The sequence below is a fragment of the Ochrobactrum sp. BTU1 genome, from assembly GCA_018798825.1.
Classification (GTDB): domain Bacteria; phylum Pseudomonadota; class Alphaproteobacteria; order Rhizobiales; family Rhizobiaceae; genus Brucella.
This window is the reverse complement of sequence record CP076355.1, coordinates 181402-205197: the sequence shown is the minus strand read 5'-3', so window position 1 is coordinate 205197 and position 23796 is coordinate 181402. Positions and strand designations below refer to the sequence as shown.

Sequence of the window (23796 nt, the reverse complement as noted above, 5' to 3'; positions counted from 1 at the left end):
GTTAGAACTGGGTTGTGAGCCCCACCATAAAGGTGCGCCCGCGGCCGGTTTTGTCAGCCATTTCACCCGATACAGCTGGGCTATACGCCACATCCGTCAAGTTCTCGACGTTCATGAACGCGGTCGCGTGTTTGTTGAACTTGTACGAGGCATAGAGATTGTAAAGCGTATAGGCTTCCTTCTTCTCGGTATCGCCAAATCCAACTGCGTAGCGGCTGCCGCCAACATAATTCATCGTGGCACCGACCGTCAGAGCTTCATCAAATGCACGAACGCCGACATCGGCAGTCACATAGTCTTCCGGCAGGAATGTCGAGTCGCCATTGCCGATACCTGCGCCCCAGCCAACTGGCTGATCGTTGGTTGCATGGGTATAAGACAAGTTCACATAGGCAAACCGCGCATCATAACCGCCTTCGATTTCGAAGCCGCGTGAGTGGGTGGTTCCTGGCACATTGACCCAGATTGCCCGTTCATACGGATCGCCCGGCAGGCTGATGATATTGTTGACGATGTAGTTTTCGATATCGTAGCGGAAGTAGTTTACTTTCAGTCTCAATGCGTCGCCTGCCAACAATACGTCATCTTTAATGACATTTGTGCCGAACTCCCATCCGCGAGACTTTTCCGGATCGAGGTAGAAGTTGGAGAACTGACCACCACCAATGCCAGCGCCGATTGGAACCAGTGCCCATAGCGCTTCTCGCGCGGATGGAGGCCTGAACGTGTGAGCATAGGTGACGTAAGGCTGCAACCAATCCAGCGGCTTTGCGGAGAGAGTAATCTTCGGATTTAACGCATTTTCACTTCGTGACACATCGACATTACCGCCCGTTGGTGGGCAGAAACCGACATTGGCCGTACAAGGGCTTTGGTGCCCACTCAGGGTCCAGTAGTCGTAATTTATCCCTGTGCTAAGCTCAAAGATTCCGCTCGACAAAGTGAGGTCTGTGAAAGCACGCGCTTTTTGCATTCTGCCGGGAGGGTTTGCCCCACGATAATTATTGACCTTGTAATCGTCCGAAGAATAGGCCGCACCATATTCCCAGCGAGCGCTAACGGCGTCGGTGATGTCAAAACGGCTGGTGTTCGTGACATCGAATCCATAGCCATTGTCACGCGTCTGGCGCTGCCGATAAGAACCACCGGTCGTCGGATCGTAAGACATATCTGTGCGGTTATAATAAGCGTTGACCTTCAAATCGATCCAGTCACTATCCGGATTATAGCTATAGTTGGCCGTGTAAGTCGAGTTCGTTACGCCCCACTCATAGCCCGAAACCAGAAAGCGGTTCTTGTACCACCGTGCGCCGAGTTTCAGATCATGCACATCGTCTGGCTGGAAATGAAACTTCAACAAACCCGAACCCGGCTTGTTACTCGCATCCGGCGTATTGTAAACACCGTCTCCTCGGCGGTAATTCTCGCGATCACTATAGCTGAAAGCACCAACAATAGACGCCGTTCCCGATCCAGGTATATTGGTCCTTGCACCACCGGCAATCATGCCCGAAAGACCGAAGCCATTATTTCCGGCCTTCATGATTGTCTTGACGCCCTGGTCCTGTCCATCAAGGACCACATCTTGGAAATCAATCGTCCTGAAATTGACCGCTCCGGCAAGCGACCCCATGCCATGGGCACCGTTTACAGCACCGCGCTCGGCACCCACACCTGCTAGCAGGTTGGTATCGATATAAAGCAGTTCTCCACCGGTCGAAGCATGACCTGCAGTGTTTCTGAACATCTGCGGAACACCATCGATCATGGTATTGATGCGACCATCCGATTCAAAGCCACGAATATTAACCGCAACACCCGGCTGGCTCGATGAGATACGCGTGAAAGTGCCAGGCATGGAGCGAACGATTGCGTTTGCATCGCCACCGTATTTTTCCTGCACGATATTGCCATCGATGACGCTGACACCGCCTGGCGTCAGATAGGGCGCGTCCATGTCGACGCCTGCACTGATGATAATCGGCTGAAGCTCCACAGAGCCTGGAACCTTCTGGTCTTGTGACTTGTCGCCCGCTTCTGCACTCTGCTGTGTAGCGCTCGCCGATTGCGGATAGGCCGCGGGAATGCCCGCGATGAATGCGCTATAGGCAACACCGAGTAAAAGAATGCCGTATTGTTTTGAGTGTATTTTTTTCACTGTTTCCTCGCGAAAGTGGAAATCAGTGGCTGGCTACCTGAGAACTATTGCTTGCTGCTGATATGCGTGGTCGGCCTGCAGACGTTGCAGTTTACAGGCTGACAATTTTCAAAGGTAAAGATTTGCAATGATAACGATCACTGCAAATAAACCAGCATACGCTACCCAGAATCCATCTCCCTCGACAAATCGATGAAGCGCCGTCTTCTGACTATTTTTGTTATACATGATCTTACCCGCCGACAGGGATGCCTCCGCCGCAACCTCTATTTAACATGATAATTTGAGTCAAGTTAAATTACTTAAAAATGCTCTGCAAATTTCATATACAAAAATGTGTCGGCATTCAGCGTAGCTTGAAAAGAAATAACATCCGGCATTGCAAAATTCATTGCGGCCCGTACCTCAGTTATGAAAAGAGTGAGAAGCGCATCCTGAAAATGAGAAACCGTTTTCAGGCAAGATGCGCGTTGAAAGAGCGCAGGAATTGATGCTTTTCAGCGCGACCGCTCAAGGATATTCTGCCGCACGTAGCGACTGTTAAGGGCCAGTGAATGAACGAGAATTTCGTATCAGTCGATGAAGAGCAGGAGCGCGCACGCGTGGCCTGGCTCTATTTCATTGGCGGCCAGACTCAGCAGGAAATCGCACAACGGCTTAACATTACCCGGCTAAAGGTCAACAAGATCATTGGTCAGGTTCGCGAGTCGGGTCAGATACAGGTCAAAGTCAGCCTGCCGCTTGTGGATTGTATCGAACTGGCGGAGAAGGTCGCGGCTCGTTACGGCTTAGCTGATGCCGTAGTGGTGCCGGATCTTGATGACTATCTGGAGCAGAAACGTGTGATCGGCGAAGCCGCAGGGACCATGGCAAGCGAGCTGATTTCAGGGCGGGACATGGGGGTGGGCATTGCCTCGGGACGCACTTTAAGTTTTGCGGTTAGAAATTTACGTTCGCGTCCCAAACCTGAAAGCTGGGTCGTCAGTCTGACCGGGGGCGTGACCAGCGGCTCCTCTACAAACACATTTGAAGTTGCAACCGACTTTGCGCGAGCGCTCGGCGTTGAGTGTCATTATCTCACTGCTCCGATCTATTGCGCAAACCGCGAAAGCCGCGATGCAATTCTTTTGAGCGACGAACTGACAGACGTTCTGGCGCGCACCGAAATCGCGGATATCGGCCTTGTCTCTTGCGGCGCACTAACATCGGAAACCTCACTCACCCACATCCGCGTGGTGAAAGATAACCTCGATGCCGTCCTGAGGCTTGGGGCGGTCGGTGAATTTCTGGGGTATTTTCTTGATGCTCAGGGGCGTCCGATTGACCATTTCCTCAATGAATCAATCATTGCCCTGCCACCAGACAAGCTCAAACTCAAACCCGCATCGGTTCTGGTCTCGGGTGGGCCGAATAAAATTCCGATTATTCGGGCCATTCTGCGCGGCGGCTTTGTCAATCGCCTCGTCACCAATGAAGGCGTTGCCCGCGCATTATTGCAGGGGCCGCGCTAAACACGGCCCCTGTGCTAATTGATTAAGCTTTACCTTGAAGCGCTTCTGCCATGGCGCGCAGGGTTACGAATGTAGACGCTGCACCCGGATCAATATGGCCGATGGAGCGCTCGCCCAGCTTGGCTGAACGGCCACGACGCGATTCCATTGCGGTGGTCGCCTTCATGCCCGCTTCCGCACCATCGCGGGCAGCAATCAGTACGTCAAGCGTGGACTTGCCGGCCTTCGCAGCTTCATTCGCAGCCTCGACCGCCGGAACCCATGCATCAATCATCGTCTTGTCGCCGGGTGCAGCGCGGCCCCGATCCTGAATGCCTTGCGATGCGGCTGCAAGCCATTCGGCAATGCCCGTACCATCAAGGTTTAGACGATTGCTGACAGCCGTACCCGCACGCAGGAACGCAGTTGCATAGAGCGGACCCGACGAGGCGCCAACCGCATCAAGAAACGCCTTGGCCATGCGCTTGCAGATGGCTTCGATGGTTTCATCGCCCTGCTCGTCTTCTAGCGCATGTTGCACGGCCTTCCAGCCGATTTCCATGGTAATGCCATGATCGCCATCGCCAATCACCCCATCGAGTTCCGAAAGCCAATTCTTCTCGGCGATGATCTGATTGCCGACATTCATCATCATCGCCTTGAAAAGTGCAGGCGTCACGTCACCCTCGGTGATGAGTTTGCGCGGCGTGTCAATGGCAGCTTCCTTGTGTTCAGAACTGCGCTGCGCCTTGCGATGTGAAGCCGGTTCACGATCCGCTGGCTGCACGGCACCAACCGTTAAGGCTGGGGTATGGCATGGATGATCGAGAAGCGTCTGCAACGTCGCATCGAGTTTCATCAACGTCACCGACGCACCAGCCATTTCGAGCGACGTCGCATATTCGCCAACCCAGGAGGCGTGGATCTGAACGTCCCTGCCATCCAGGATCTGCTTCACGCGGCGGAAAATCAGGTAGAGCTCGATATGCGTGGTCGCGCCAAGTCCGTTGACCAGAACAGCAACGCGATCACCAGCCTTGAGTGCCAGTTCTTCGACAACCGAGGCCATCAGTTCGTCAGTCACTTCATCGGCGGGCGCCAGCTTCTGGCGGCGGATACCCGGCTCGCCATGCAGGCCCATGCCGATTTCCATTTCATCGTCACCGATGGAAAAGTTCGGCTTGCCGGTCTGGGGCAGCGAGCATGGGCTCAATGCCACGCCCATCGAACGGGTCGCTTCATTGGCAGCCTGCGCTAGGGCTTCAACGCGCGGCAGGGATTCACCCAAATCAGCGGCAGCACCAGCAACCTTGAACACAAAGAAATCACCGGCAATACCGCGGCGCTCCGACTTGCGATCAAGCGGAGCCGAGGCCACATCGTCCGCAACTGCGACATGACGCACATCCATGCCGTCCTGCGCGAGTTCTTCCGCAGCCATCGTGAAGTTAAGAACGTCGCCGGTATAATTGCCATAGAGCATCAGCACGCCAGCGCCACCATCCGCAGCCCGTGCCGCTTCTGCAATATGAGCAGGCGATGGGGAGGCAAACACGTTGCCAACAGCTGCTGCATCGGCAAGGCCGCGCCCGACATAGCCCGCAAAAGCTGGCTCGTGACCTGAACCGCCACCGACCACAATGCCGACCTTGCCTTCGCGTGGACCATCGACAGCCACAACTGCACGACCCGTTTCGCCTTCAACACGCAGCATGTCAGGATGCGCGCCGACCATACCTTCTATCATTTCCGCAATGATGTTTTCCGGCGCGTTGATCAGCTTCTTTGTTTTGACTTGTTCATTCATATTTCTGGCTTTCTAAAACGTGTCAGGTCGTCAGATCAGTTGGCATCCCGGCGCAGATAACGACGCGATATGGCATCGAACGAGATTGCCAGCACGACGATTGCACCTGAAACAATGCCCTGCCAATAGGGGGAGACACCGAACAGAACGATAATGTTTTCAATAATAGCGATGATACCTGCACCAAGGATCGCACCAATCGGGCTGCCTATACCGCCCGTTGTGGCAACGCCACCAATTACGGATGCAGCAATCGGAGCGAGAACCCAGCTGTCGCCAATGGACGGCTGTGCCGTTCCAAGACGCGCAACCATCAGCACGCCTGCAAGACCTGCAATTGCACCGGCCACACCGAACACCATAAGACGCACACGGTCCACGCGAATGCCCAGCATACGAGCACCATCACGATTATTGCCGATGGCATACATATAACGACCGAACGGGGTTTTCAGCATCACGAAAGTCGCCAGCAGCAGTGCAACAAACATGATGATGAACGGCACTGGCACGCCGAACAAATCACCACGGCCGAGATATTGCACATCACGCGGAATGCCGGTGATGGCAACACCGCGGGTCAGCACCAGATTGGCACCGCCGAAGATGCCAGCCGTACCAATTGTGAGCACCAGTGAATGCAGGCGGAGGAACGTGACGAGGAAGCCGTTGAACAGACCAAGGCAAAGGCCAAGCAGTATTGCCAGCAACATTGCTGAGTAAGGCTCAAAACCCATCCGAACCATAAGAATGCCCGAAACAACGCCGCAAAGACCACCGATCACGCCAAGCGACAGATCCAGCTCGCCAAGCACCATCAGCATCGACTGTGCGATGGTGATGAGACCGACAAAAGCGAGACCGCGCGCAACAACCGACAGATTGTAAGGTGTGAGAAAGTAAGGTGACAGGATGGCCGAAAGGGCAAAGATCACCAATAGCGCCGCAAACACACCGGCCAGCGGCGTGCGGATGAGATTGGAAAGGGGATTAGTTTGCATCGGCTTTTACCTCTGTTCCAAAGATCGCGCCCACGAGTGTTTCATTGTTGGTATCGGTGGTGGAGAACTCACCAGTGATATGGCCGTTATGCATGGTGATGATACGGCTTGCGCATTTCTGCAGTTCGTTGAGTTCCGAGGAGACGAGGATGACACCGACGCCTTCTTCGGCGAGATTTTTCATGATGCGATAAATCTCGGACTTGGTCCGGATATCGATACCCTTCGTCGGCTCATCAAAAATGAGGACGCGCGGACGCGTGGCCATGGCGCGACCGATAATCGCCTTCTGCTGATTGCCGCCCGAAAGCTGCGAGATGCGCTTGCCCATGCCAGATGTGCGGATACCGTAATCATCGATAATTTTTTGCACGATATTGCGTTCACGGCGGTCGGAGATACCCAATTTGCCGCTGGTCAGCGACAATACCGAAATGCCGATATTCTCACGCAGTGACAGAAGTGGCAGAATGCCGTGATGTTTGCGTTCTTCCGAAAGATAGAGCATACCGCCGGAAACCGAGCGGGAGGTATCATTCAGTCCCCAGCTCTCGCCCTCCACCTTCACCTGGCCCGATTTGGCTTTCAAAAAGCCAAAGATCGTCTGCATCACTTCGGAGCGTCCAGCGCCTACCAGGCCGGCAAAGCCGAGAATCTCGCCTTTGCGCAGATCAAAACTGATGTCTTCAAAGCGCGAACCGGACAGTCCGCGCACTTCCATGATGGTTTCAGTGGTAGGCTTTAACGGGCGGAAATGCTCATCGAAAGAAAGATCACGCCCAGACATGGCGCGGATCAGATCGGCTTCGGTGACGTCCTTGATATGACCGCTTTCAATCTTCGTGCCATTGCGAAGAACAGTATAATCATCCCCAATCTGGAAGACTTCTTCCATCTTGTGACTGATGAAAACAATCGCATGATCGCGATCAAGCAGGCCACGAATAACCTTGAAGACACGCTCGACTTCAACGCGCGTCAGCGAAGATGTCGGCTCATCAAGGATCAGCACCTTCATCTGCTCATTGGTGCAGGCACGCGCAATTTGCAGAAGCTGCTGATCGGACACAGAAATATTGGCAACCAGGTCATCCGGCTGCGCTTCTATGCCGAAACGGTCGAGATAGGATTTTGCCTCTTCCATCAACGCCTTGCGGTTGACGAGAAAGCCGCCATGGCCGGTTCGGCTGAATGGCATGAACAGGTTTTCAGCCACGCTCATCTGCGGGAACAGCGTCAGCTCCTGTGGAACATAGGCGACGTTTTTATAAAGCGCAGAATCGGCAACCGGATCGCGACCATCAATCAGTACCTGACCGCGCGAAGCGCTGTCGGTTCCGGTCAGAATTTTTACGAGTGTGGATTTGCCGGCGCCGTTTTCGCCAGCAAGAATATGCGTGCGACCCAGCTCGATTTTCAGGTCAACACCATCCAGCGCGGTTACGCCCGGAAAGTCCCGGCCTAATCCGCTTGTTTCAAGATAAGCCATGATGGACACCTTGGAAAACTATCGGTATGTCCGGCAAGCCGCTGGTCAAAGCCGATAGGACAGGAAAGAATGGAGCACGGGAGAACCCGTGCTCCTGCAACAAGACCAGAACGGATCAGTTGCCTACGTTTTCCTTTGTAAGGAAAGCATTGCCGGTGTCGATATAGCCAGGAACCGGAGCGCCGGTTGCCTGTGCCCAGAGCGTCATCACCGACCAGTAACCCTGCAATTCAGGTTGCGATGCGGATGAGCTGTCAGCCACGCCATTGCGGATCATGTCGAGCATTTCCGGCAGATTGTCGAGGCCGACCAGCGTGACCTTGCCCTGCTTGCCGGCTTCAACAATAGCCTGACCGATACCGATCGGACCAGCCGCATCCGAAGCAACCCAGCCCTTCAGGTTTGGATTGGCCTGCATGATGGCGGCTGCCTGCTGCTGTGCGATTTCGATGCTGTCATTGTCGATGCCTTCAGCAACAACCTTGATACCCGGGTGTTCTTTGAACACTTCGCGATGGCAATCGGCGCGGATCGAATGGTTTGGTGCGGTAGGCACGCCCATCATGATTGCGACTTCGCCTTCACCACCCAGCACTTCGACCAGACGACGGGCAGCAATTTTGGCCTGCTCGCAGAAATCTGAACCGATGTGCGTGATGGTCATGCCTTCAGGCGGCACGGAGTCAAACAGCACGAGAGGAATCTTCTGTCCCTGTGCTTCTTCGAGCGACGCACGATTGCCCGACGGATCGAGCAGATCGAGCGCAAGACCATCCGGGCGGGTGGCAAGCGCGCTGTCGATAATCTGATTCTGCTGAACAACGTCTGCACTCTGTGGTGCCGAGTAAACGATTTCAACATTTGCGCCAGTCTGTGCCTTGAGCGCAGCAGCGGCCTGCTGTGCGCCTTCATTCACCTTGTCAAACCACGGATGCACAACCTTTGGCACGATGACAAAACGATAGCTGTCTTTTTTAACAGTACCAGGACCGTCCTGCGCCATAGCAGCAACAGGCAACGAAAAGGCAGCAACAGCCGCCAGCATAGCAAGCTTATTCATTAATTCCTCCCTTGGAAATCAGACGAAACTTCCTCCCGCCTGACTGCTTGAAAGATCACCCGGGAAGGCTCCTCTGCCTCCAGCCCATAGCGAACTCTCATTCTGAATACAGATGTATAATTAAAATTACAAGAGTAATTGTCTGCCTATTTGGGGGGTGTGGATAGCCATCCGCACAACTTACCCGACAGAGCCGCAGAAAAGCGGATCGCTCAGGAAGAGGGCTAGGGAGGCGAAGACATGCAAAATAGGCGACAAGCTTCCGCCTGCCGCCTATCAAAATTCATGCTCTTTTGTATGGGATTAGCTGGTAAAAGCGCCGGTCTTTGGTGCAGCAGATTTAGCCGCAACACCAGCATCGCTTGATCTGATGACGAGACTTGCACCGACCAGAATTTTCACTGGTGGCTGCGATTCAGCGGTATTGATGAGATCATCGAGAATGGTTACGGCGAGATTGCCGATCTTGCGCTTGGATACTTCGACCGTCGTCAGCCCCGGCTCCATGGTCGCACTTTGCGGCAGATTATCAAAACCAATCACCGAAACATCATCAGGAATACGAAGGCCCTTGCCTTTCAACGCCCGGATGAAGCCATAGGCGATGATATCATTGGTGCAGAAATAGCACTCAGCCAGATCAAGACCCGAATGCAGCATTGCGCAAGTATCTCGATGCGCACCCTCATAGGTTGATTCAACCGAAAGAATGTCGTGTTCCTGAACGGTTAGGTCCAGACGCTGCATATTCTTGAAAAACGCATCGCGCCGAAGGCGGAAATTCGTCGTTTCTGTATGACTTGCGACAAAGCCGATGCGCGAAAAACCAAGCTGTTTGAAGCGTGAAAGAACTTTGAAGACTGCATCCTCATTGTTCATGTCTACGAAGTTGGCTTCGATGACCTCATAAAACGTGTCGATAAACACAGTTGGCAGGCCAAGCCCCTGTATCATGTGGATATCTGCTGCCGAAAGCTCGGTTCCCAGAGCAATCACACCGCGCACCGGCGCACCGGCCAGCGATTCTGCCACCGCACTGATCGGTTGTCCTTCAAAGCTTACCACTTCAAGCGTGTAATTGCGGCGCGTAGCCTCAGACGACATGCCGTCGATATAGTCGGAGACAAATACGCTGTGGTCGCGATTTACCGTCTCGCCATGCTTGGCGATCTTCAGAAAGCGGATTGTCTCACCGCCACCAGATCCAGTTTTAGCTGCGCGCGGCACATAATTGAGCCGGGAAACCGACTCAAGCACGCGGGCTCTTGTCTCTCCCGAAATTTCGCCTTTGCCGTTCAGAACGAGGGACACTGTAGCGGGAGAAACACCCGCATTTTCGGCAATATCTCTGATCGTAAAAGACTTTTTCTTTTTCATATTTTCCAAGCGGAACTTCGACTTTGATGGGGGAACTGCGTTGTAGTTTAGTAAACAGAACCACTGCTGTTTAAAACGATTAGGGTAATTCCCCCTGTTAGGCAACCATAATTCCCTGATATTGCGCTTGACAAGCCCTAACCTCTTGGTCATTTATTTAGTGAATAACAGTTTTGTTTACTAAACATGGTAGGAGGAGACCATGCAGAAGACAAGCAATCAGCTTGCTATGCTAGTTGTCATCAATCTCGGACTGCTCGCGCTTGGCGCGTATATTTCGGGTGGATCTTTCCTATCCCTGTTCAATCTGCAGTCGATGGCAGGCCAGGTGCCTGAAATCGGGCTGTTGGCAATCGGCGTGATGCTGGCAATGTGCGCTGGCAATGGCGGGATTGATCTTTCAGGTATCGCTTTGGCCAATCTGGCGGGCGTGCTTTCCGCAGTTATCGTTTCGATGTTCTTTTCCAGCGCCGAAAACCAGCTTGGTTTTAGCCTAGCTTTCATCGGACTGGCACTGGTGATCGGCCTTGCAGGCGGTATCATCAACGGTGTGCTGATTGCGCGCTTCAATATCACGCCAATCCTTTGCACGCTCGGCACGCAGATGGCGTTTACGGGGCTTGCGGTTGTCGTGTCCGGTGGCCGTGCCGTCATGGTTGGCAGCCCGGATCTCCTGTCGCGCATCGGCAACGACATGTTTATGGCCGTTCCGATCAGCTTCCTGATCTTTATCGCAGTCGCGTTGTTGATTGCTGCTGTGGTGCGCTTTACGCCCTACGGTTATTGGCTAATGCTGATGGGAACCAATCCGAAAGCCGCTGTTTTTGCAGGTTTTCCGCGCAACGGCGTACTCGTTGCCACCTATGCAACCAGCGGCCTGCTGGCCGGGATTGCGGGCATCATCATCGCGGCACGCAACGTCAACGTGAAGTTCGATTATGGCAGTTCTTACCTTCTGGTCGCAATTCTGATTGCCGTCATGGCTGGTGTGAAGCCTGAAGGTGGCTATGGCCGCGTGATCTGCGTGGTCCTGAGCGCAGTGGCCCTGCAGCTCATGTCCAGCCTGCTTAACTTCGGCGGTCTTTCCAATTTTGTCCGCGACTTCGCTTGGGGCCTGCTGCTGCTCGCCTTCCTCGCAGTCGGAAAATACGACATCGCGGGATTCTTTACCCTCGGCAATCGCCAAAAGGGAAATATCGGTGCTCAACCCTCAGGCACCCGACCATAGACATTGGGGGAATGTTAGCGTGGAGGAAATCATGAAATCAGTAACGAAAAAACTGCTCGCCGGCACTGTCATTGGCGCAGCAATTGTCGCGGGCAGCGCGGGCACGCTCGTCGCACAGGAAAAGCCAGTTATCGCAACTGTCGTCAAGATCAGCGGTATTCCTTGGTTCGACCGCATGAACACCGGCGTTGAAGCCTATCAGAAGGCAAATCCTGATGTGGTTGCAACGCAGAGCGGGCCTGCAACGTCTGACGCAGCACAGCAGCTCCAGATCGTTCAGGACCTCGTTGCCAAGGGCGTCAATGCGCTTGCAGTCGTTCCTATGGATCCAGCTGTTCTGGAAGGCACCTTCAAGCGCGCCATGGAACGCGGCATCGTCGTTGTAACCCATGAAGCCGACAACCAGGTCAACACCATGGCCGATGTCGAAGCCTTCGATAATGCCGATTACGGCACAGCGCTCAACGAGCGTCTGGCAGAATGCATGGGCAAGAGTGGCAAGTGGACGACTTTCGTTGGCTCGCTCGGCAGCCGCACGCACATGCAGTGGGTTGGCGCAGCGGAAGAAAACGCCAAGAAGTACGCTGACATGCAGCTCGTCGATCCGAACAACGAATCCTTCGACGACGCCAACGGCACCTATGAAAAGGCCAAGGAAATCCTGCGCAAGCATCCTGACCTGAAGGGCTTCCAGACCTCTGCCGGTAACGACGTTCTCGGCGTTGGCCGCGCTATCGATGAAGCTGGCCTGAGCGGCAAGGTCTGCCTGGTTGGCACCGGCCTGCCAAACCCTTCGGCTGATCTGCTTGAATCCGGTGCGATCACAGCAATCGGCTTCTGGGATCCGCAGAAGGCTGGCATGGCGATGAATGCGCTCGCCCGTCTGTTCCTTGAAAAGAAGGAAGTCAAGGACGGCACCGATCTTGGCGTTGAAGGCTATAACAGCGTTCGCGTGAAGAAGGGGGCAGGCGAAGGCCTTCTCGTGATCGGCAACGGCATGGTGATTGCGGACAAGGCGACCTACAAGGAACACCTGTTCTAGGCGTTACGCACAGGTAGCCTGACCATCGTGTTCGGACATCGTTCAGCCTCGCGCGATGGTTTCAAAAACCCGGATGCAGCCCCCGCTGCATCCGGGTGCCTGGACCAACAAAACAGCCATAAAACAAGACATTAGCGCCCGATAATTACCGTCGGTCGATCCTACAGCCAGCCCAGTCATTTTGGCGAGCGGTGCGGCGATAAAGGAATTTAACGTGTCAACTACAACGACGAATGGGACGAGCAACGACCGGTCGCCGGATCGCTTTCTCGAACTGCGCAACATTCATAAGCGGTTTGGTGGCGTTCATGCGCTGCGCGGCATCGACCTGACAATCGATCTTGGTCAGGCCTACCACCTGTTGGGTGAAAATGGCTGCGGCAAGAGCACAGTCATCAAGATCATGTCCGGCGCACACGCACCCAGCGAAGGCGAGATCATTCTCGATGGCAAAACATATGCCTCGCTGAACCCAATCCAGTCGCTGGCAGCCGGGATCGAGACCGTCTATCAGGATCTGTCGCTTATTCCCAATTTGACCGTCGCTGAAAACGTAGCGCTGAATGAGCAGCTCGTTGAAGGCAATGGCCGACTGTTCCGCAGCGTAAAGCTTTCTCAGCTTCGCGAGACTGCAGAACGGGCATTGAGCACGGTTGGCCTGCCAACCGACAAAGCCTTTCTGAACACAATCGTTTCCGAGCTGCCGCTCGCCATGCGCCAGCTGGTTGCCATTTCGCGCGCAATTGCAACGCGCGCCAAGCTTGTCATCATGGATGAGCCGACCACATCGCTGACCCGTCGCGAAGTGGACAATCTGATTGAAGTTGTTGAACGCCTGCGTGCTGACCGCGTCGCAGTGCTTTTCGTGACCCACAAACTCGATGAATGCTATCGCATCGGCGGCAATGCGGTTGTCTTCCGCGATGGCCAGTGCGTGGCACAAGGCCCAATCGAAAACTACACCAAGAAGCAGCTTTCCGAGCTGATGATCGGCCGGGAAATCGATGCCGAACGTTATCGCACGGCACAGCCCGGCGATGCCGAACTGCTTAAACTCGACGGCCTTACCGCATCGGGCTTCGAGGACATAGGTTTTCGCTTACGCAAAGGCGAAATCCTCGGCATCACCGGCCTTGCAGATTCCGGCCGCAACGAGCTTGCGATGGCAATCACCGGCGTTGTGCCTGCGCATTCCGGTTCAATCCGCCTCGAAGGGACTGTAAGCGAGGTTAAAAGCCCTGCGGAAGCCATTGAGCGCGGCATAGGCTATGTGCCGGAAGACCGGCTTGCAGAAGGCCTTTTCCTCGACAAGTCGATCTTCCAAAACGAGATCGCACTGATCTTCCGGAAGATCTGCAACAGCCTTGGCATGGTCAACCAGAAACAGGGCCGCAACATCGCCGCCTCGCTGATGAAAGAGATGCGGCTTAACACAACCAATCTGGACCTGCCTGTTGGTGCGCTTTCGGGCGGCAATCAGCAGCGCGTTTTGATCGGTCGCTGGCTGAGCATTGCCCCCAAGCTTCTGGTGCTGCACGGCCCGACCGTTGGCGTCGATGTCGGATCAAAAGACACAATTTACCGCGCAATTCAGGCGCTGGCCGAAGCTGGCATGGGCCTCATCATCGTCAGCGATGATCTGCCGGAGCTTCTGCAGAATGCCGACCGCATTCTCGTTATGAACTCAGGGAGCATCGTCGCAGAACTGGATGCTGCACAGGCCACCGAAGATCAGCTCTATCAAGCCATGATGTCGTCGCAGAAGGAAGTTGCCTAATGAGTGCGTCGCAGTATCAACAGGATCTGGGTCGAGGCCAATCCTTCAAGTTAGGTGATTTCATTCGCAGGCGCCCGGAATCGATCACTTTCTTCCTGCTCGTGGCAATCTGCACGATTGTCTCGATCATCAACCCTGCATTCCTGCAAGCCTCGACATTGATCGATATTGGCCGGGCCAGTGTGGTGATGGGCCTGTTTGCGCTTGGCGTCTTCATCATTCTCGCCGCTGGTGGAATTGATGTTTCCTTTACGGCAATTGCCGCCACCACAGTCTATTCGCTGACGCTTCTTGTGCAGTCCTATATGCCGGAACTGCCGATCATCTTCATCATTCTGATGGCGATTGCTGGCGGTATTTTCCTCGGTGTTCTCAACGGTCTGCTGGTGCATTACCTCAATGTGCCGTCATTGATCGTCACCATCGGCACGCAGTATCTCTTCCGCGGCTTCCTGCTGGCTTTTGTCGGCACGGTCTGGATTATGTCGCTGCCGCCGACAATGGGGGCTTTCGGTCGCCTTCCGCTGTTCCAGTTTGAATCGGCAACCGGTGCAACCATCACCATGCCATTCTATTTTCTGGTGCTGCCTGCGGCTGCAATCCTGACCTGGTGGATATTGAACCGCACTTTAATGGGCCGCGCGATTTTTGCGATGGGTGGTAACAGCCAGATCGCAAGCCGCCTCGGCTATAATCTGCGCACCATCCATATCTTCCTGTTCGGCTATGCAGGTGGTCTGGCCGGACTTGCAGGTATCATCCATGTCTGCGCCAATCGCCAGTCGAGCCCTTTCGACTTTGTTGGCACAGAAATTGCGGTTATCGCCGCTGTGGTTCTCGGTGGTGCACGCATCACCGGCGGCACCGGCACCGTCTTCGGCACCCTTCTCGGTGTGCTGCTCATCACCGTCATCAACAGTGTTCTGGTGCTCGTCGGCATCCCCAGCACATGGCAGCGTCTCGTCGTAGGCTGCTTCATCCTGCTGGCCGCCGCCTTCTTCGTCACCCGCCAACGCAAGAAATAACCCGATACTCTCAAGAGGAAATCATGAAGAAATTCCTGAACGATCCCGTCAATTTCGTGGATGAGATGCTCGAAGGCATCTATCGGGCACATCCCGAGCTTACCTTTGTCGATAATGACAAGCGTTGCATGGTCACAGCCAATACCAAATCCGGCAAGGTAGGCATTGCAACAGGCGGCGGCTCCGGCCACCTGCCGTTGTTCCTCGGCTATATCGGCGAAGGCATGATCGATGGCGCAGCTGTCGGCGGCGTCTTCCAGTCGCCAAGCTCGGAGCAGATGTATCAGGTCACCAAGGCCATCGATCAGGGCGCAGGCGTGCTCTACATCTATGGTAACTATAGCGGCGACATCATCAATTTCGATATGGCTGCAGAACTTGCCGATCTCGATGGCATCGCCGTCAAACAGGTTGTCGGCAATGATGATGTGGCGTCCTCAGTTGTCGGTGAAGAACATAAGCGTCGCGGCGTCGCCGGTATCTTCTTTGTCTACAAAGCAGCCGGTGCAGCAGCAGCCAACGGTCTGTCGCTAGATGAAGTGACACGTCTTGCTGATAAGGCACGCCTGCGCACCCGCACCATGGGCGTTGCTCTTTCGAGCTGCGTGGTACCGGAAATCGGTCACGCCACCTTCTCCATCGGCGAAGATGAAATGGAAATCGGCATGGGCATCCATGGCGAACCCGGCATCAGCCGCAAGAAGCTTGCCAGCGCGGATGCAGTCATCGACGAGCTGATGGGACGTATTTTCGCCGAGCAGGCCTATGCCAACGGCGACGAAGTAGCTGTGCTGGTCAATGGTCTTGGCGGCACGCCGCTTGAAGAGCTTTACATCATGTTCCGACGCGTTTCGCAGCTGTTTGACGAGCGTGGCGTCAAGGTCAAGCATGTCTGGATCGGCGAGTTTGCCACGTCCATGGAAATGGCTGGCGCGTCAGTTTCCGTGCTGCATCTTGATGAAGAACTGGAGCCACTGGTTGCCGCCTCCGCAAACACCCCGTTCTTCAAGCATTTTGCGGGCTGAGGTCAGATTATGAACGTCATTACAGCATCTGATCTGATCAATCTCTTCGACAGCTGGAAGCAGCTTTTTGCAGAACAGCGCGAATTCCTTATCGCGCTGGACGGCAAAGTTGGCGATAGCGATCTCGGCATCACCATGAGCAAGGCCTTTGCAGCAGCTTCAGAAACTGCCCATGCTGAAGGTGAAGCTGCAGGCATCGACAAGCTTCTGCGCACAGCTGGCGCCACCATGGCACGCGTCGCGCCATCAACCATGGGCACGCTGACCGCAACCGGCTTCCTGCGTGCAAGCAAGGTCTGTGATGGTATCGACGAGCTGGGAACCGCAGAGATTGCCGCTTTCTGGCGCGCATATCGTGATGGTATTGCCGAGCGCGGCAAGGCAAAGGTTGGCGACAAGACGCTTCTCGATGTGCTTGATCCAATCGCCGTAACGCTTGAAGCACAAGCCTCAGCGGGTGCCTCGCTGGCAGATGCGCTTGCAGCCGCCGCCAAAGCTGCTGAAGATGCTCTTGAAGCGACTAAAACGATGGTTGCTCAGCATGGCAAGGCCGCAGCTTTTCAGGAAAAGACCATCGGTCTTCAGGACGCAGGCGCAACTGTCGGAATGCTGCTGATTACCAGCATGTCGGCTTTTGTTTCTGCAAACTAAAAGCGAATAGTTCTCAAGACAGAAGAAGCCCCACGCTATGCGTTCGGGGCTTCCGCTATTCCGTTGCGGATGCGCTTGACGACAGTGAGGATCAAAAGCGCGCACAGCACAGGCTGCAACCAGAACATCCATTGTGGCAAAACGCCATCAATGGCGACCCACGCACCAAGCACACCAAAGACCACGGCGCGGTCGCTCTTGCCCATTGGACCGTCATAACGGCGGCTTGATCCGAGCGAGGCTGCCGTCACGCCGACAAACTCGGTCAGCGTGGCAATAAAGATAATCGCGAAAATCCACAGCGCCGAGAACGGCGCGATGATCGCAAAAGGCGCATAGAGCGCCGCGTCGGAAATTACATCGCCGATCTCGTTGAGGTAGGCACCCAGCATGGATTTCTGACCATGTTCGCGTGCCAGCATGCCATCAACAGCATTGAGCGCCATGCGCAGAAAAAGCCAGACCGGCAGCAGCGCAAACCAGATCGCATTCCCGTTCAGCCCAAGAAAAGCACCAAGAACAATTGAAGCCAGTGCAGCTGCAATCGTGACCTGATTGGCCGTCACACCTTTTGCCGCAAGCTGCACGACAAGAGGTCTCAACAAGTTCTGGAAACGGGACTTAAGTTGATAAACAGACATAAGAAACTTTCGGGAAACTTTTGGAAATGACGATTATGTAGAAATCAGCTATTTGCGACCGGCCTTAGCTCGTTTATTCAAACATTCTATTCTACTCAATAGTAATTGGGTGGAATAACTTGGAGTTCATCCCGAAAAATGGGAGAAGGCCTATTGAGAGGAGAAATGATGAGCCAGCGCACAGAATTGCCGGGGCATGAAACGGCGTCATATCGTGAACCGTTAGAATCCCATTTCGTCACCCATGACGGCACTTCGCTGTTCTATCGTTTCTGGCCTGCCCGCTCTGAAAAGCCGAAGGGCGTTATCGTTTTGCTGCATCGCGGTCATGAGCATAGCGGACGTGTGAGCCATCTCGTGGATGAGCTCGGCCTTGATGATTATGCATTCTATGCCTGGGATGCGCGCGGCCACGGAAACTCACCTGGCGTGCGAGGCTTTTCGCCGTCCTTCGGAGCATCAATCCGCGATCTCGATAGTTTCGTTGCTTATATCCGCAATGAAACCGGCGTAAGAAACGAAGACGTGGCGCTTATTGCGCAGAGCGTCGGCGCCGTTCTGGCGAGCGCATGGGTACATGACTATGCGCCCAATATCCGTGCGCTTGTCATGGCGTCGCCAGCCTTCGACATCAAGCTTTATGTGCCTTTCGCCAAAGAGGGCATCGCGCTCTGGCAGAAACTCAAAGGCACGTTCTTCGTCAATTCCTACGTCAAACCGCAGTTTCTGACCCATGATCGGGAGCGCATTGAATCCTATCGCACCGATCCGCTGATTACACGGCCAATCGCCTCGCATATCCTGCTTCAGCTTTATGATGCGGCAAAGCGCGTGGTGGATGATGCGCGGGCGATTACCGTTCCGACACAGTTGCTCATTTCCGGCAGCGATTTTGTCGTGCGGCCAACGCCACAGCACCGCTTTTTTGAGAACCTTGGCAGCCGCATTAAAGAGCGCCATGTGCTCAAAGGTTTTTACCATGACACGCTGGGCGAACGGGATCGCAAACCGGCACTCGCGCTGATCCATGATTTCATCGAGGCGCGTTTTGCGGAGGCACCACAACGCGCCGATCTGACCGAAGCGCATATTGCAGGCCATACGCGCGATGAGGCTGACAGACTATCAAGTCCGCTACCGCTGCTTTCACCGCGCGGCCTTTACTGGGCATCGACGCGCGCCTCTATTGGCTTTGGCTCGCTTTTGTCGGAAGGTCTGAAAGTTGGCCGTCGTACCGGTTTTGATTCAGGCTCCACGCTCGATTATGTCTATGAGAACGAAGCACGAGGCTTGGGTCCCGGCGGCAAGCTCATCGACAAGCAGTTTCTGGAAGCCATCGGCTGGCGCGGCATTCGCCAGCGCAAAGTGCATCTTGAGGAACTGATCAGACACGCCATCAGGCGGCTGGAAAGCGAAGGTCGATCGACCAATATCCTCGACATTGCCTGTGGGCATGGCCGCTATGTGATTGATGCGGTGGTTCGTGCCGGCGAATTGCCGGACAGCATTCATCTTCGCGATTACTCGCCGATCAATGTGCTGGCTGGCCGCAAGCTCATCAAGGAGCGTGGTCTTGAAGCAATTGCTCATATGGAAGAAGGCGATGCGTTCAATGAAGAAAGTCTGGCAACGGTCACACCACAGCCAGACCTTGCGATTGTGTCGGGGCTTTATGAGCTTTTCCCGGACAATGCGCTCATTAATCGGTCGCTTTCGGGTCTCGCTCGTGTGCAGAAGCCGGGCTCACTGCTCATTTACACCAACCAGCCATGGCATCCGCAGCTTGAAATGATCGCTCGCGCGCTCACGTCACATCGCGGCGGACAGGCATGGGTGATGCGTCGCCGCACACAGGGCGAAATGGATCAGCTCGTCGAAAAGGCGGGCTATCGCAAAATCGAACAGCGCACCGATCAATGGGGCATCTTTACCGTATCGATTGCCGAACGCATCGGAGACGCTGAAGCGTGACCACGCAATTGACGGAACTTGATGGTTTCTCGCGGCGGCCTGTAATCCGCCGCGCAATCGCTTGGCTTCTGTTTCTTGGACCGTTTTTCTATCTGACCTATGGCACCGCCAACTGGCTTGCATCACTCCATGATGACGTGCCGAACCTCGCTTTCAACTGGGAAGGCTATGTTCCCTTTATCGCGTGGAGCATCATTCCCTATTGGTCGGTCAATCTGTTTTACGCGATAGCACTTTTCGTAAATGATAGCCCGGAACAGGTGGACCAGCTGGCAAAGCGTTATCTCACCGCGCAGATTATCGCCGTTCTTTGCTTTGTTGCCTTTCCGCTGACAGCCACATTTGTCAAACCTGAGACCTCCGGTCTGCCGGGTTTCATGTTCGATGTGCTGGGCGGGTTCGACAAACCATTCAACCAGGCGCCGTCGCTACATATCGCGCTTTTGATCATTATCTGGGATCAGATGCGCCGTGTTATGGGCGATATAATGCGTGTGATCTGGCACGTCTGGTGCCTGCTGATCGGATTATCGGTGCTAACCACCTATCAGCATCACGCCGTCGATATTCCGGCAGGCGCTTTGCTCGGGCTGTTTGCGCTGTGGCTTTTCCCACGCAACACGCCATCGCCTTTGGCAGGTTTTCTGCTCACATCAGACCCAAAATCCCGGCGGATCGGCTTGTATTATCTGGCGGTGGCGACAGTTTTTCTTGCGCTGGGTGTTCATGGTCTGAGCATCACCGGCTATGCGATCTTCTGGTTCTGGCCTGCAACCGCACTTGCACTAGTGGCGCTTGGTTATCTCGGTGCGGGTGCTGGCATTTTCGAGAAACAAACAGACGGTATGGTCAGTCTCGCCAGCCGCCTGTTGCTCTGGCCTTACCGCTTTTTTGCCCTGATTAATATCCGATACTGGACGCGCAAACTCCCAACCCATGTCGAACTTGGCGACAATGTCTTCCTCGGACGCTTCCCGAAGGCTAGAGAACTGCAATTTTTCTCGACTGTCATTGATCTTGCATCCGAAATGGTGCCACCCCCTCACTCTATCGATTGGAAAAGCTACGTCACGATTGATCTCATCAAGCCTCCCGCAGAAAAGCTACGGCTTGCATCGGATGCGGTCGAAGTCGCACGCCATCACGGTCCGGTGCTCATCTGTTGCGCGTTGGGCTTTCAGCGCAGCGCCACGGTTGCAGCCCATTGGCTCATCAACACGGGCCGCGTGAACAATCAACGCGAAGCCGAAGAGCTGATCCGCGCAAAAGGCTGGCCGGTGCATCTACACACAAGCGAGGTGCATGAATGAGCGCGCAGGCATCAAGCATCGCGGCAGGTTTGCAGCGAAATGCCTATTTCGGCATTGCACTAGCCGTATTGATACTGGCTGTCGCACCGTTTTTGCGCTTCGTGCATGACCTCACCTTCTGGCTGGTCTGGCCGGTCCTTTTTGCGAGTAGTTTGGTCATTCTCGGAATTGCCGCGCACCTGCTTTTCGATGCAGCACTTTTCCGGCTGGTTGCCGCAAATCCCATTGAAGAGGCGGGACTGATCGAACTCGACAGAACGCTCGAAAAAATGGGCCTGAGTGAAGCTATCTGCCCCACCCGCCCGCTCCTCGAACGGATCGCCGGTTCCCGGCGCATCATCGGTCGTTTGCGGTTTTTTCTGGCACTTGCCATTGTGCTATTCATTCTGCTGGCCTTCGTGCCGCATGGTCAGGGGCTTTGATATGCGGGTACTGGTCCGCCATCAGGTGCAATCGATTTTCGGCTCGTTTCTGGCGATCCTGTCACGCGGGATTACCGGCGTGCGGCCCATCTGGAGCGGCACCGGACCCTCGCGCGATCAGCGCATCTATTTTGCCAACCACACCAGCCATGGTGATTTCATTCTGCTTTCCTCCTGCCTCAATCAGGAAGAACGTGCGCGCACCCGCGCCGTCGCTGGTGCTGATTACTGGCGGGGCAATGCTGTGCGCCAGTTCATGGCCGAAGTGCTGCTGCGCACCGTGCTTGTGGAACGCAACTGGGTGGAACGCACACAAGATCCGATGGAAGTGATGCTGAAAGCGCTGGCCGATGGTCATTCGCTCATCATCTTTCCCGAAGGCACACGCAATATGACCGATGAGGCGTTGCTGCGTTTTCGGTCCGGCATCTACAATCTTGCGCTGGCGCGGCCGGATGTTGAACTGGTGCCGTGCTGGATTGAAAACATGTCACGCGTGTTGCCAAAGGGCGCGATGCTGCCCGTGCCGCTTCTTTGTCGTGTAATTTTCGGTACGCCGGTTCAGCTTCACGAGGGCGAGAACCGCAAGGAATTTCTCACGCGCGCGCGCCAGAGCCTTCTCGATATTCAGCCTCAGAATGGTAATCACCCATGAGCGAAACGACCCAACTCTTCCTTGGCCTCATGGGCGTTCTGGTCACAGCCAGTGCCGTTGCCGGTATATTGTCATGGCGTGCGCCAAAACCGCTTTCATCCACACTGGTCAACCTCAATGCCCGCATCAAGGCATGGTGGATCATGGTCGGCGCCATGTGCATCGCCTTCCTGTTCGGCAAAGGCGGCGTGAACGTTCTGTTTGCGCTTATTTCGTTTGCCTCATTACGCGAATATGCGACGCTTACACAAACCCGTCGCGCTGATCATCGCGTGCTGCTTGGCATGTTCCTGCTGGTCATTCCGGTGCAATATTATCTGATCTGGATCGACTGGTACGGTCTCTATTCCATCTTCATACCGGTCTATTGTTTCCTCGCCATGCCGGTGCTGACTGCCCTTTCCGGTGATACGTCGCGCTTTCTCGAACGCATCAGCGAGCAGCAATGGGGCATCATGCTATCGGTCTATTGCATCAGCCATGTGCCTGCGCTGATGACGCTGGATATTCCAGGCTTCGAAGGCAAGAAGCTGCTGCTGATCGCATTTCTGGTGGCAACCGTTCAGGGCAGCGACGTGCTGCAATATGTTTTCGGAAAATTGTTCGGCAAGCATCGCATTGCGCCCAATATTTCTCCATCCAAAACCTGGGAAGGCTTTGTCGGAGGGGTCGCGAGCGCATCTCTTCTGGGGGCTGGACTTGCCTGGCTTACTCCGTTTTCGCCATTGCAAGCTGGTGCGCTGGCCGCGACCGCTTGCGTCATGGGCTTTTTCGGCGGGCTTGTGGCATCTGCCATCAAACGTGACCGCGGGGTCAAAGACTGGGGACACATGATTGAAGGGCATGGCGGTATGCTCGATCGTGCCGACAGCCTCGTCTTCTCGGCCCCGGTATTCTTCCACATTGTGCGGTATTTCTGGGCATAACCCCCGGTTCCGAATGTGACGAAACAAAGCCTTGGAAACCCCGGATACAGTAAAAACTTGTTACCCGGTTTTGCAGGTCTTTATTTCGCGATGCCTTTTATGACCTTTAAGCCTTTCTAGGCGGGTTTCGTTTCACCGGACCCGCTCTATCTGTTTGCTCGGGTGGAAATGCAATAGAACTGAAAGGTTGAAACGATGAAAACTGCAGGTATCTGCGCTTTTATTCTGGCATCGGTCACCGCAGGCGGCGCTATGGCGCAAGGCCAGGCCACGCAGCAGATGACACCGGAAGCGCTCTATAAAGCAGCACAGAACCAGCTCGGTATCGTCGAGTATTGCAAGGACAAAGGCTTCGCGACACAGGAAGACATCGACAGCCAGCAGTCCATCATGAAGATCATGCAGGCACCAGCCGACAAATCTGGTCTTGAAGAAGCACAGGCAGCCGGCAAAAAGGGCGTAGTCCAGTCAATGGGGCAGGAAACCGACGTTGAAGACTATGCCAAGACATCTGGCAAAAGCGTCGAGCCTTTCTGTCAGCAGGTCACAACGGCCATCAAGCAGGCCGCGGCCCAGTTGCCGAAATAAGCCATTGCTTCCTTTGTCGCTGCGGTGGAGTGCTCTCCATCGTTGCGGCTATCGGTCAATTTTGCTGAAATGCAACAGCATTCACATAAGATGAGTATATTGGTCATATATTATTGCGTTTGCACAAGCGCCTAACTATGGTGCCGCCAAGAA

20 protein-coding genes are annotated in these 23796 nt (G+C 54.7%); 13 read left to right on the top strand and 7 right to left on the bottom strand.

Annotated elements, in window-relative coordinates:
- Window position 1: 1 nt before the first annotated feature.
- Entirely contained in the window at window positions 2-2158 is a 2157-nt protein-coding gene (locus KMS41_12245) for a TonB-dependent receptor (protein QWK79705.1), read from the bottom strand.
- Window positions 2159-2712: 554 nt separating this feature from the next.
- Here KMS41_12245 and KMS41_12240 point away from each other — a divergent pair.
- Entirely contained in the window at window positions 2713-3669 is a 957-nt protein-coding gene (locus tag KMS41_12240) for a sugar-binding transcriptional regulator (GenBank protein ID QWK79704.1), read from the top strand.
- A gap of 22 nt (window positions 3670-3691) precedes the next feature.
- Here KMS41_12240 and dhaK (KMS41_12235) read toward each other — a convergent pair whose 3' ends face one another.
- The 5 genes from dhaK (KMS41_12235) to KMS41_12215 all read right to left on the bottom strand — a co-directional run bounded on the left by dhaK (KMS41_12235) (window position 3692) and on the right by KMS41_12215 (window position 10382).
- Window positions 3692-5455, bottom strand: a complete 1764-nt coding sequence (dhaK, locus tag KMS41_12235; protein ID QWK79703.1) for a dihydroxyacetone kinase subunit DhaK — start codon at window positions 5453-5455, stop codon at window positions 3692-3694.
- Between the two features lie 35 nt (window positions 5456-5490).
- On the bottom strand, window positions 5491-6456 hold the full coding sequence (locus tag KMS41_12230; GenBank protein QWK79702.1) for an ABC transporter permease: 966 nt from the start codon (window positions 6454-6456) through the stop codon (window positions 5491-5493).
- Entirely contained in the window at window positions 6446-7945 is a 1500-nt protein-coding gene (locus KMS41_12225) for a sugar ABC transporter ATP-binding protein (GenBank protein QWK79701.1), read from the bottom strand. Before KMS41_12225 ends, KMS41_12230 begins: the two co-directional genes overlap by 11 nt.
- A gap of 115 nt (window positions 7946-8060) precedes the next feature.
- Complete coding sequence (locus KMS41_12220) at window positions 8061-9005, bottom strand: substrate-binding domain-containing protein (GenBank protein QWK79700.1); 945 nt, start codon at window positions 9003-9005, stop codon at window positions 8061-8063.
- A gap of 303 nt (window positions 9006-9308) precedes the next feature.
- A complete protein-coding gene (locus tag KMS41_12215) occupies window positions 9309-10382 on the bottom strand; it encodes a LacI family transcriptional regulator (protein ID QWK79699.1) in 1074 nt (357 codons plus the stop codon).
- 202 nt (window positions 10383-10584) lie between these two features.
- On the opposite strand from KMS41_12215, the gene KMS41_12210 reads away from it, so the two are divergent.
- The 6 genes from KMS41_12210 to KMS41_12185 all read left to right on the top strand — a co-directional run bounded on the left by KMS41_12210 (window position 10585) and on the right by KMS41_12185 (window position 17130).
- On the top strand, window positions 10585-11610 hold the full coding sequence (locus KMS41_12210) for an ABC transporter permease (protein QWK79698.1): 1026 nt from the start codon (window positions 10585-10587) through the stop codon (window positions 11608-11610).
- A gap of 31 nt (window positions 11611-11641) precedes the next feature.
- Window positions 11642-12652 (top strand): substrate-binding domain-containing protein, encoded by a 1011-nt coding sequence (locus KMS41_12205; protein ID QWK79697.1) that lies wholly within the window; start codon window positions 11642-11644, stop codon window positions 12650-12652.
- A gap of 214 nt (window positions 12653-12866) precedes the next feature.
- Complete coding sequence (locus KMS41_12200; protein ID QWK79696.1) at window positions 12867-14429, top strand: sugar ABC transporter ATP-binding protein; 1563 nt, start codon at window positions 12867-12869, stop codon at window positions 14427-14429.
- Window positions 14429-15454: an ABC transporter permease gene (locus tag KMS41_12195; protein ID QWK79695.1), complete on the top strand. Its 1026-nt coding sequence runs from the start codon at window positions 14429-14431 to the stop codon at window positions 15452-15454. The genes KMS41_12200 and KMS41_12195 overlap by 1 nt, the downstream gene beginning before the upstream one ends.
- A gap of 23 nt (window positions 15455-15477) precedes the next feature.
- The gene (gene dhaK / locus KMS41_12190; GenBank protein ID QWK79694.1) at window positions 15478-16479 is read left to right on the top strand and encodes a dihydroxyacetone kinase subunit DhaK; all 1002 of its coding nucleotides are present in this window, start codon (window positions 15478-15480) and stop codon (window positions 16477-16479) included.
- A 9-nt stretch (window positions 16480-16488) separates the two neighbouring features.
- A complete protein-coding gene (locus KMS41_12185; GenBank protein QWK79693.1) occupies window positions 16489-17130 on the top strand; it encodes a dihydroxyacetone kinase subunit L in 642 nt (213 codons plus the stop codon).
- Between the two features lie 35 nt (window positions 17131-17165).
- Here the strand turns inward: KMS41_12185 and KMS41_12180 are convergent, their stop codons facing one another.
- Complete coding sequence (locus tag KMS41_12180; GenBank protein ID QWK79692.1) at window positions 17166-17771, bottom strand: CDP-alcohol phosphatidyltransferase family protein; 606 nt, start codon at window positions 17769-17771, stop codon at window positions 17166-17168.
- Window positions 17772-17939: 168 nt separating this feature from the next.
- On the opposite strand from KMS41_12180, the gene KMS41_12175 reads away from it, so the two are divergent.
- The 6 genes from KMS41_12175 to KMS41_12150 all read left to right on the top strand — a co-directional run bounded on the left by KMS41_12175 (window position 17940) and on the right by KMS41_12150 (window position 23643).
- Window positions 17940-19742 (top strand): bifunctional alpha/beta hydrolase/class I SAM-dependent methyltransferase, encoded by a 1803-nt coding sequence (locus KMS41_12175; GenBank protein QWK80236.1) that lies wholly within the window; start codon window positions 17940-17942, stop codon window positions 19740-19742.
- The gene (locus tag KMS41_12170) at window positions 19739-21052 is read left to right on the top strand and encodes a phosphatase PAP2/dual specificity phosphatase family protein (GenBank protein ID QWK79691.1); all 1314 of its coding nucleotides are present in this window, start codon (window positions 19739-19741) and stop codon (window positions 21050-21052) included. The genes KMS41_12175 and KMS41_12170 overlap by 4 nt, the downstream gene beginning before the upstream one ends.
- Complete coding sequence (locus KMS41_12165) at window positions 21049-21474, top strand: hypothetical protein (protein QWK79690.1); 426 nt, start codon at window positions 21049-21051, stop codon at window positions 21472-21474. Before KMS41_12170 ends, KMS41_12165 begins: the two co-directional genes overlap by 4 nt.
- 1 nt (window position 21475) lies before the next feature.
- Window positions 21476-22129 (top strand): 1-acyl-sn-glycerol-3-phosphate acyltransferase, encoded by a 654-nt coding sequence (locus KMS41_12160; GenBank protein QWK79689.1) that lies wholly within the window; start codon window positions 21476-21478, stop codon window positions 22127-22129.
- Window positions 22126-23055 carry a phosphatidate cytidylyltransferase gene (locus tag KMS41_12155; GenBank protein ID QWK79688.1) on the top strand — a complete coding sequence of 310 codons (930 nt, stop codon included), beginning with the start codon at window positions 22126-22128 and terminating at the stop codon, window positions 23053-23055. The genes KMS41_12160 and KMS41_12155 overlap by 4 nt, the downstream gene beginning before the upstream one ends.
- A gap of 195 nt (window positions 23056-23250) precedes the next feature.
- On the top strand, window positions 23251-23643 hold the full coding sequence (locus KMS41_12150) for a hypothetical protein (protein ID QWK79687.1): 393 nt from the start codon (window positions 23251-23253) through the stop codon (window positions 23641-23643).
- Window positions 23644-23796 lie beyond the last annotated feature (153 nt).

Bases quoted from the DNA above. Each gene is read 5' to 3' on its own strand.
- KMS41_12165 (QWK79690.1), top strand. From the start codon at position 21,049: ATGAGCGCGCAGGCATCAAGCATCGCGGCAGGTTTGCAGCGAAATGCC.
- KMS41_12225 (QWK79701.1), bottom strand. From the start codon at position 7,945: ATGGCTTATCTTGAAACAAGCGGATTAGGCCGGGACTTTCCGGGCGTA.
- KMS41_12220 (QWK79700.1), bottom strand. From the start codon at position 9,005: ATGAATAAGCTTGCTATGCTGGCGGCTGTTGCTGCCTTTTCGTTGCCT.
- KMS41_12195 (QWK79695.1), top strand. From the start codon at position 14,429: ATGAGTGCGTCGCAGTATCAACAGGATCTGGGTCGAGGCCAATCCTTC.
- dhaK (QWK79703.1), bottom strand. From the start codon at position 5,455: ATGAATGAACAAGTCAAAACAAAGAAGCTGATCAACGCGCCGGAAAAC.
- KMS41_12155 (QWK79688.1), top strand. From the start codon at position 22,126: ATGAGCGAAACGACCCAACTCTTCCTTGGCCTCATGGGCGTTCTGGTC.
- KMS41_12205 (QWK79697.1), top strand. From the start codon at position 11,642: ATGAAATCAGTAACGAAAAAACTGCTCGCCGGCACTGTCATTGGCGCA.
- KMS41_12160 (QWK79689.1), top strand. From the start codon at position 21,476: ATGCGGGTACTGGTCCGCCATCAGGTGCAATCGATTTTCGGCTCGTTT.
- KMS41_12240 (QWK79704.1), top strand. From the start codon at position 2,713: ATGAACGAGAATTTCGTATCAGTCGATGAAGAGCAGGAGCGCGCACGC.
- KMS41_12210 (QWK79698.1), top strand. From the start codon at position 10,585: ATGCAGAAGACAAGCAATCAGCTTGCTATGCTAGTTGTCATCAATCTC.
- KMS41_12215 (QWK79699.1), bottom strand. From the start codon at position 10,382: ATGAAAAAGAAAAAGTCTTTTACGATCAGAGATATTGCCGAAAATGCG.
- dhaK (QWK79694.1), top strand. From the start codon at position 15,478: ATGAAGAAATTCCTGAACGATCCCGTCAATTTCGTGGATGAGATGCTC.
- KMS41_12180 (QWK79692.1), bottom strand. From the start codon at position 17,771: ATGTCTGTTTATCAACTTAAGTCCCGTTTCCAGAACTTGTTGAGACCT.
- KMS41_12175 (QWK80236.1), top strand. From the start codon at position 17,940: ATGAGCCAGCGCACAGAATTGCCGGGGCATGAAACGGCGTCATATCGT.
- KMS41_12230 (QWK79702.1), bottom strand. From the start codon at position 6,456: ATGCAAACTAATCCCCTTTCCAATCTCATCCGCACGCCGCTGGCCGGT.
- KMS41_12185 (QWK79693.1), top strand. From the start codon at position 16,489: ATGAACGTCATTACAGCATCTGATCTGATCAATCTCTTCGACAGCTGG.
- KMS41_12150 (QWK79687.1), top strand. From the start codon at position 23,251: ATGAAAACTGCAGGTATCTGCGCTTTTATTCTGGCATCGGTCACCGCA.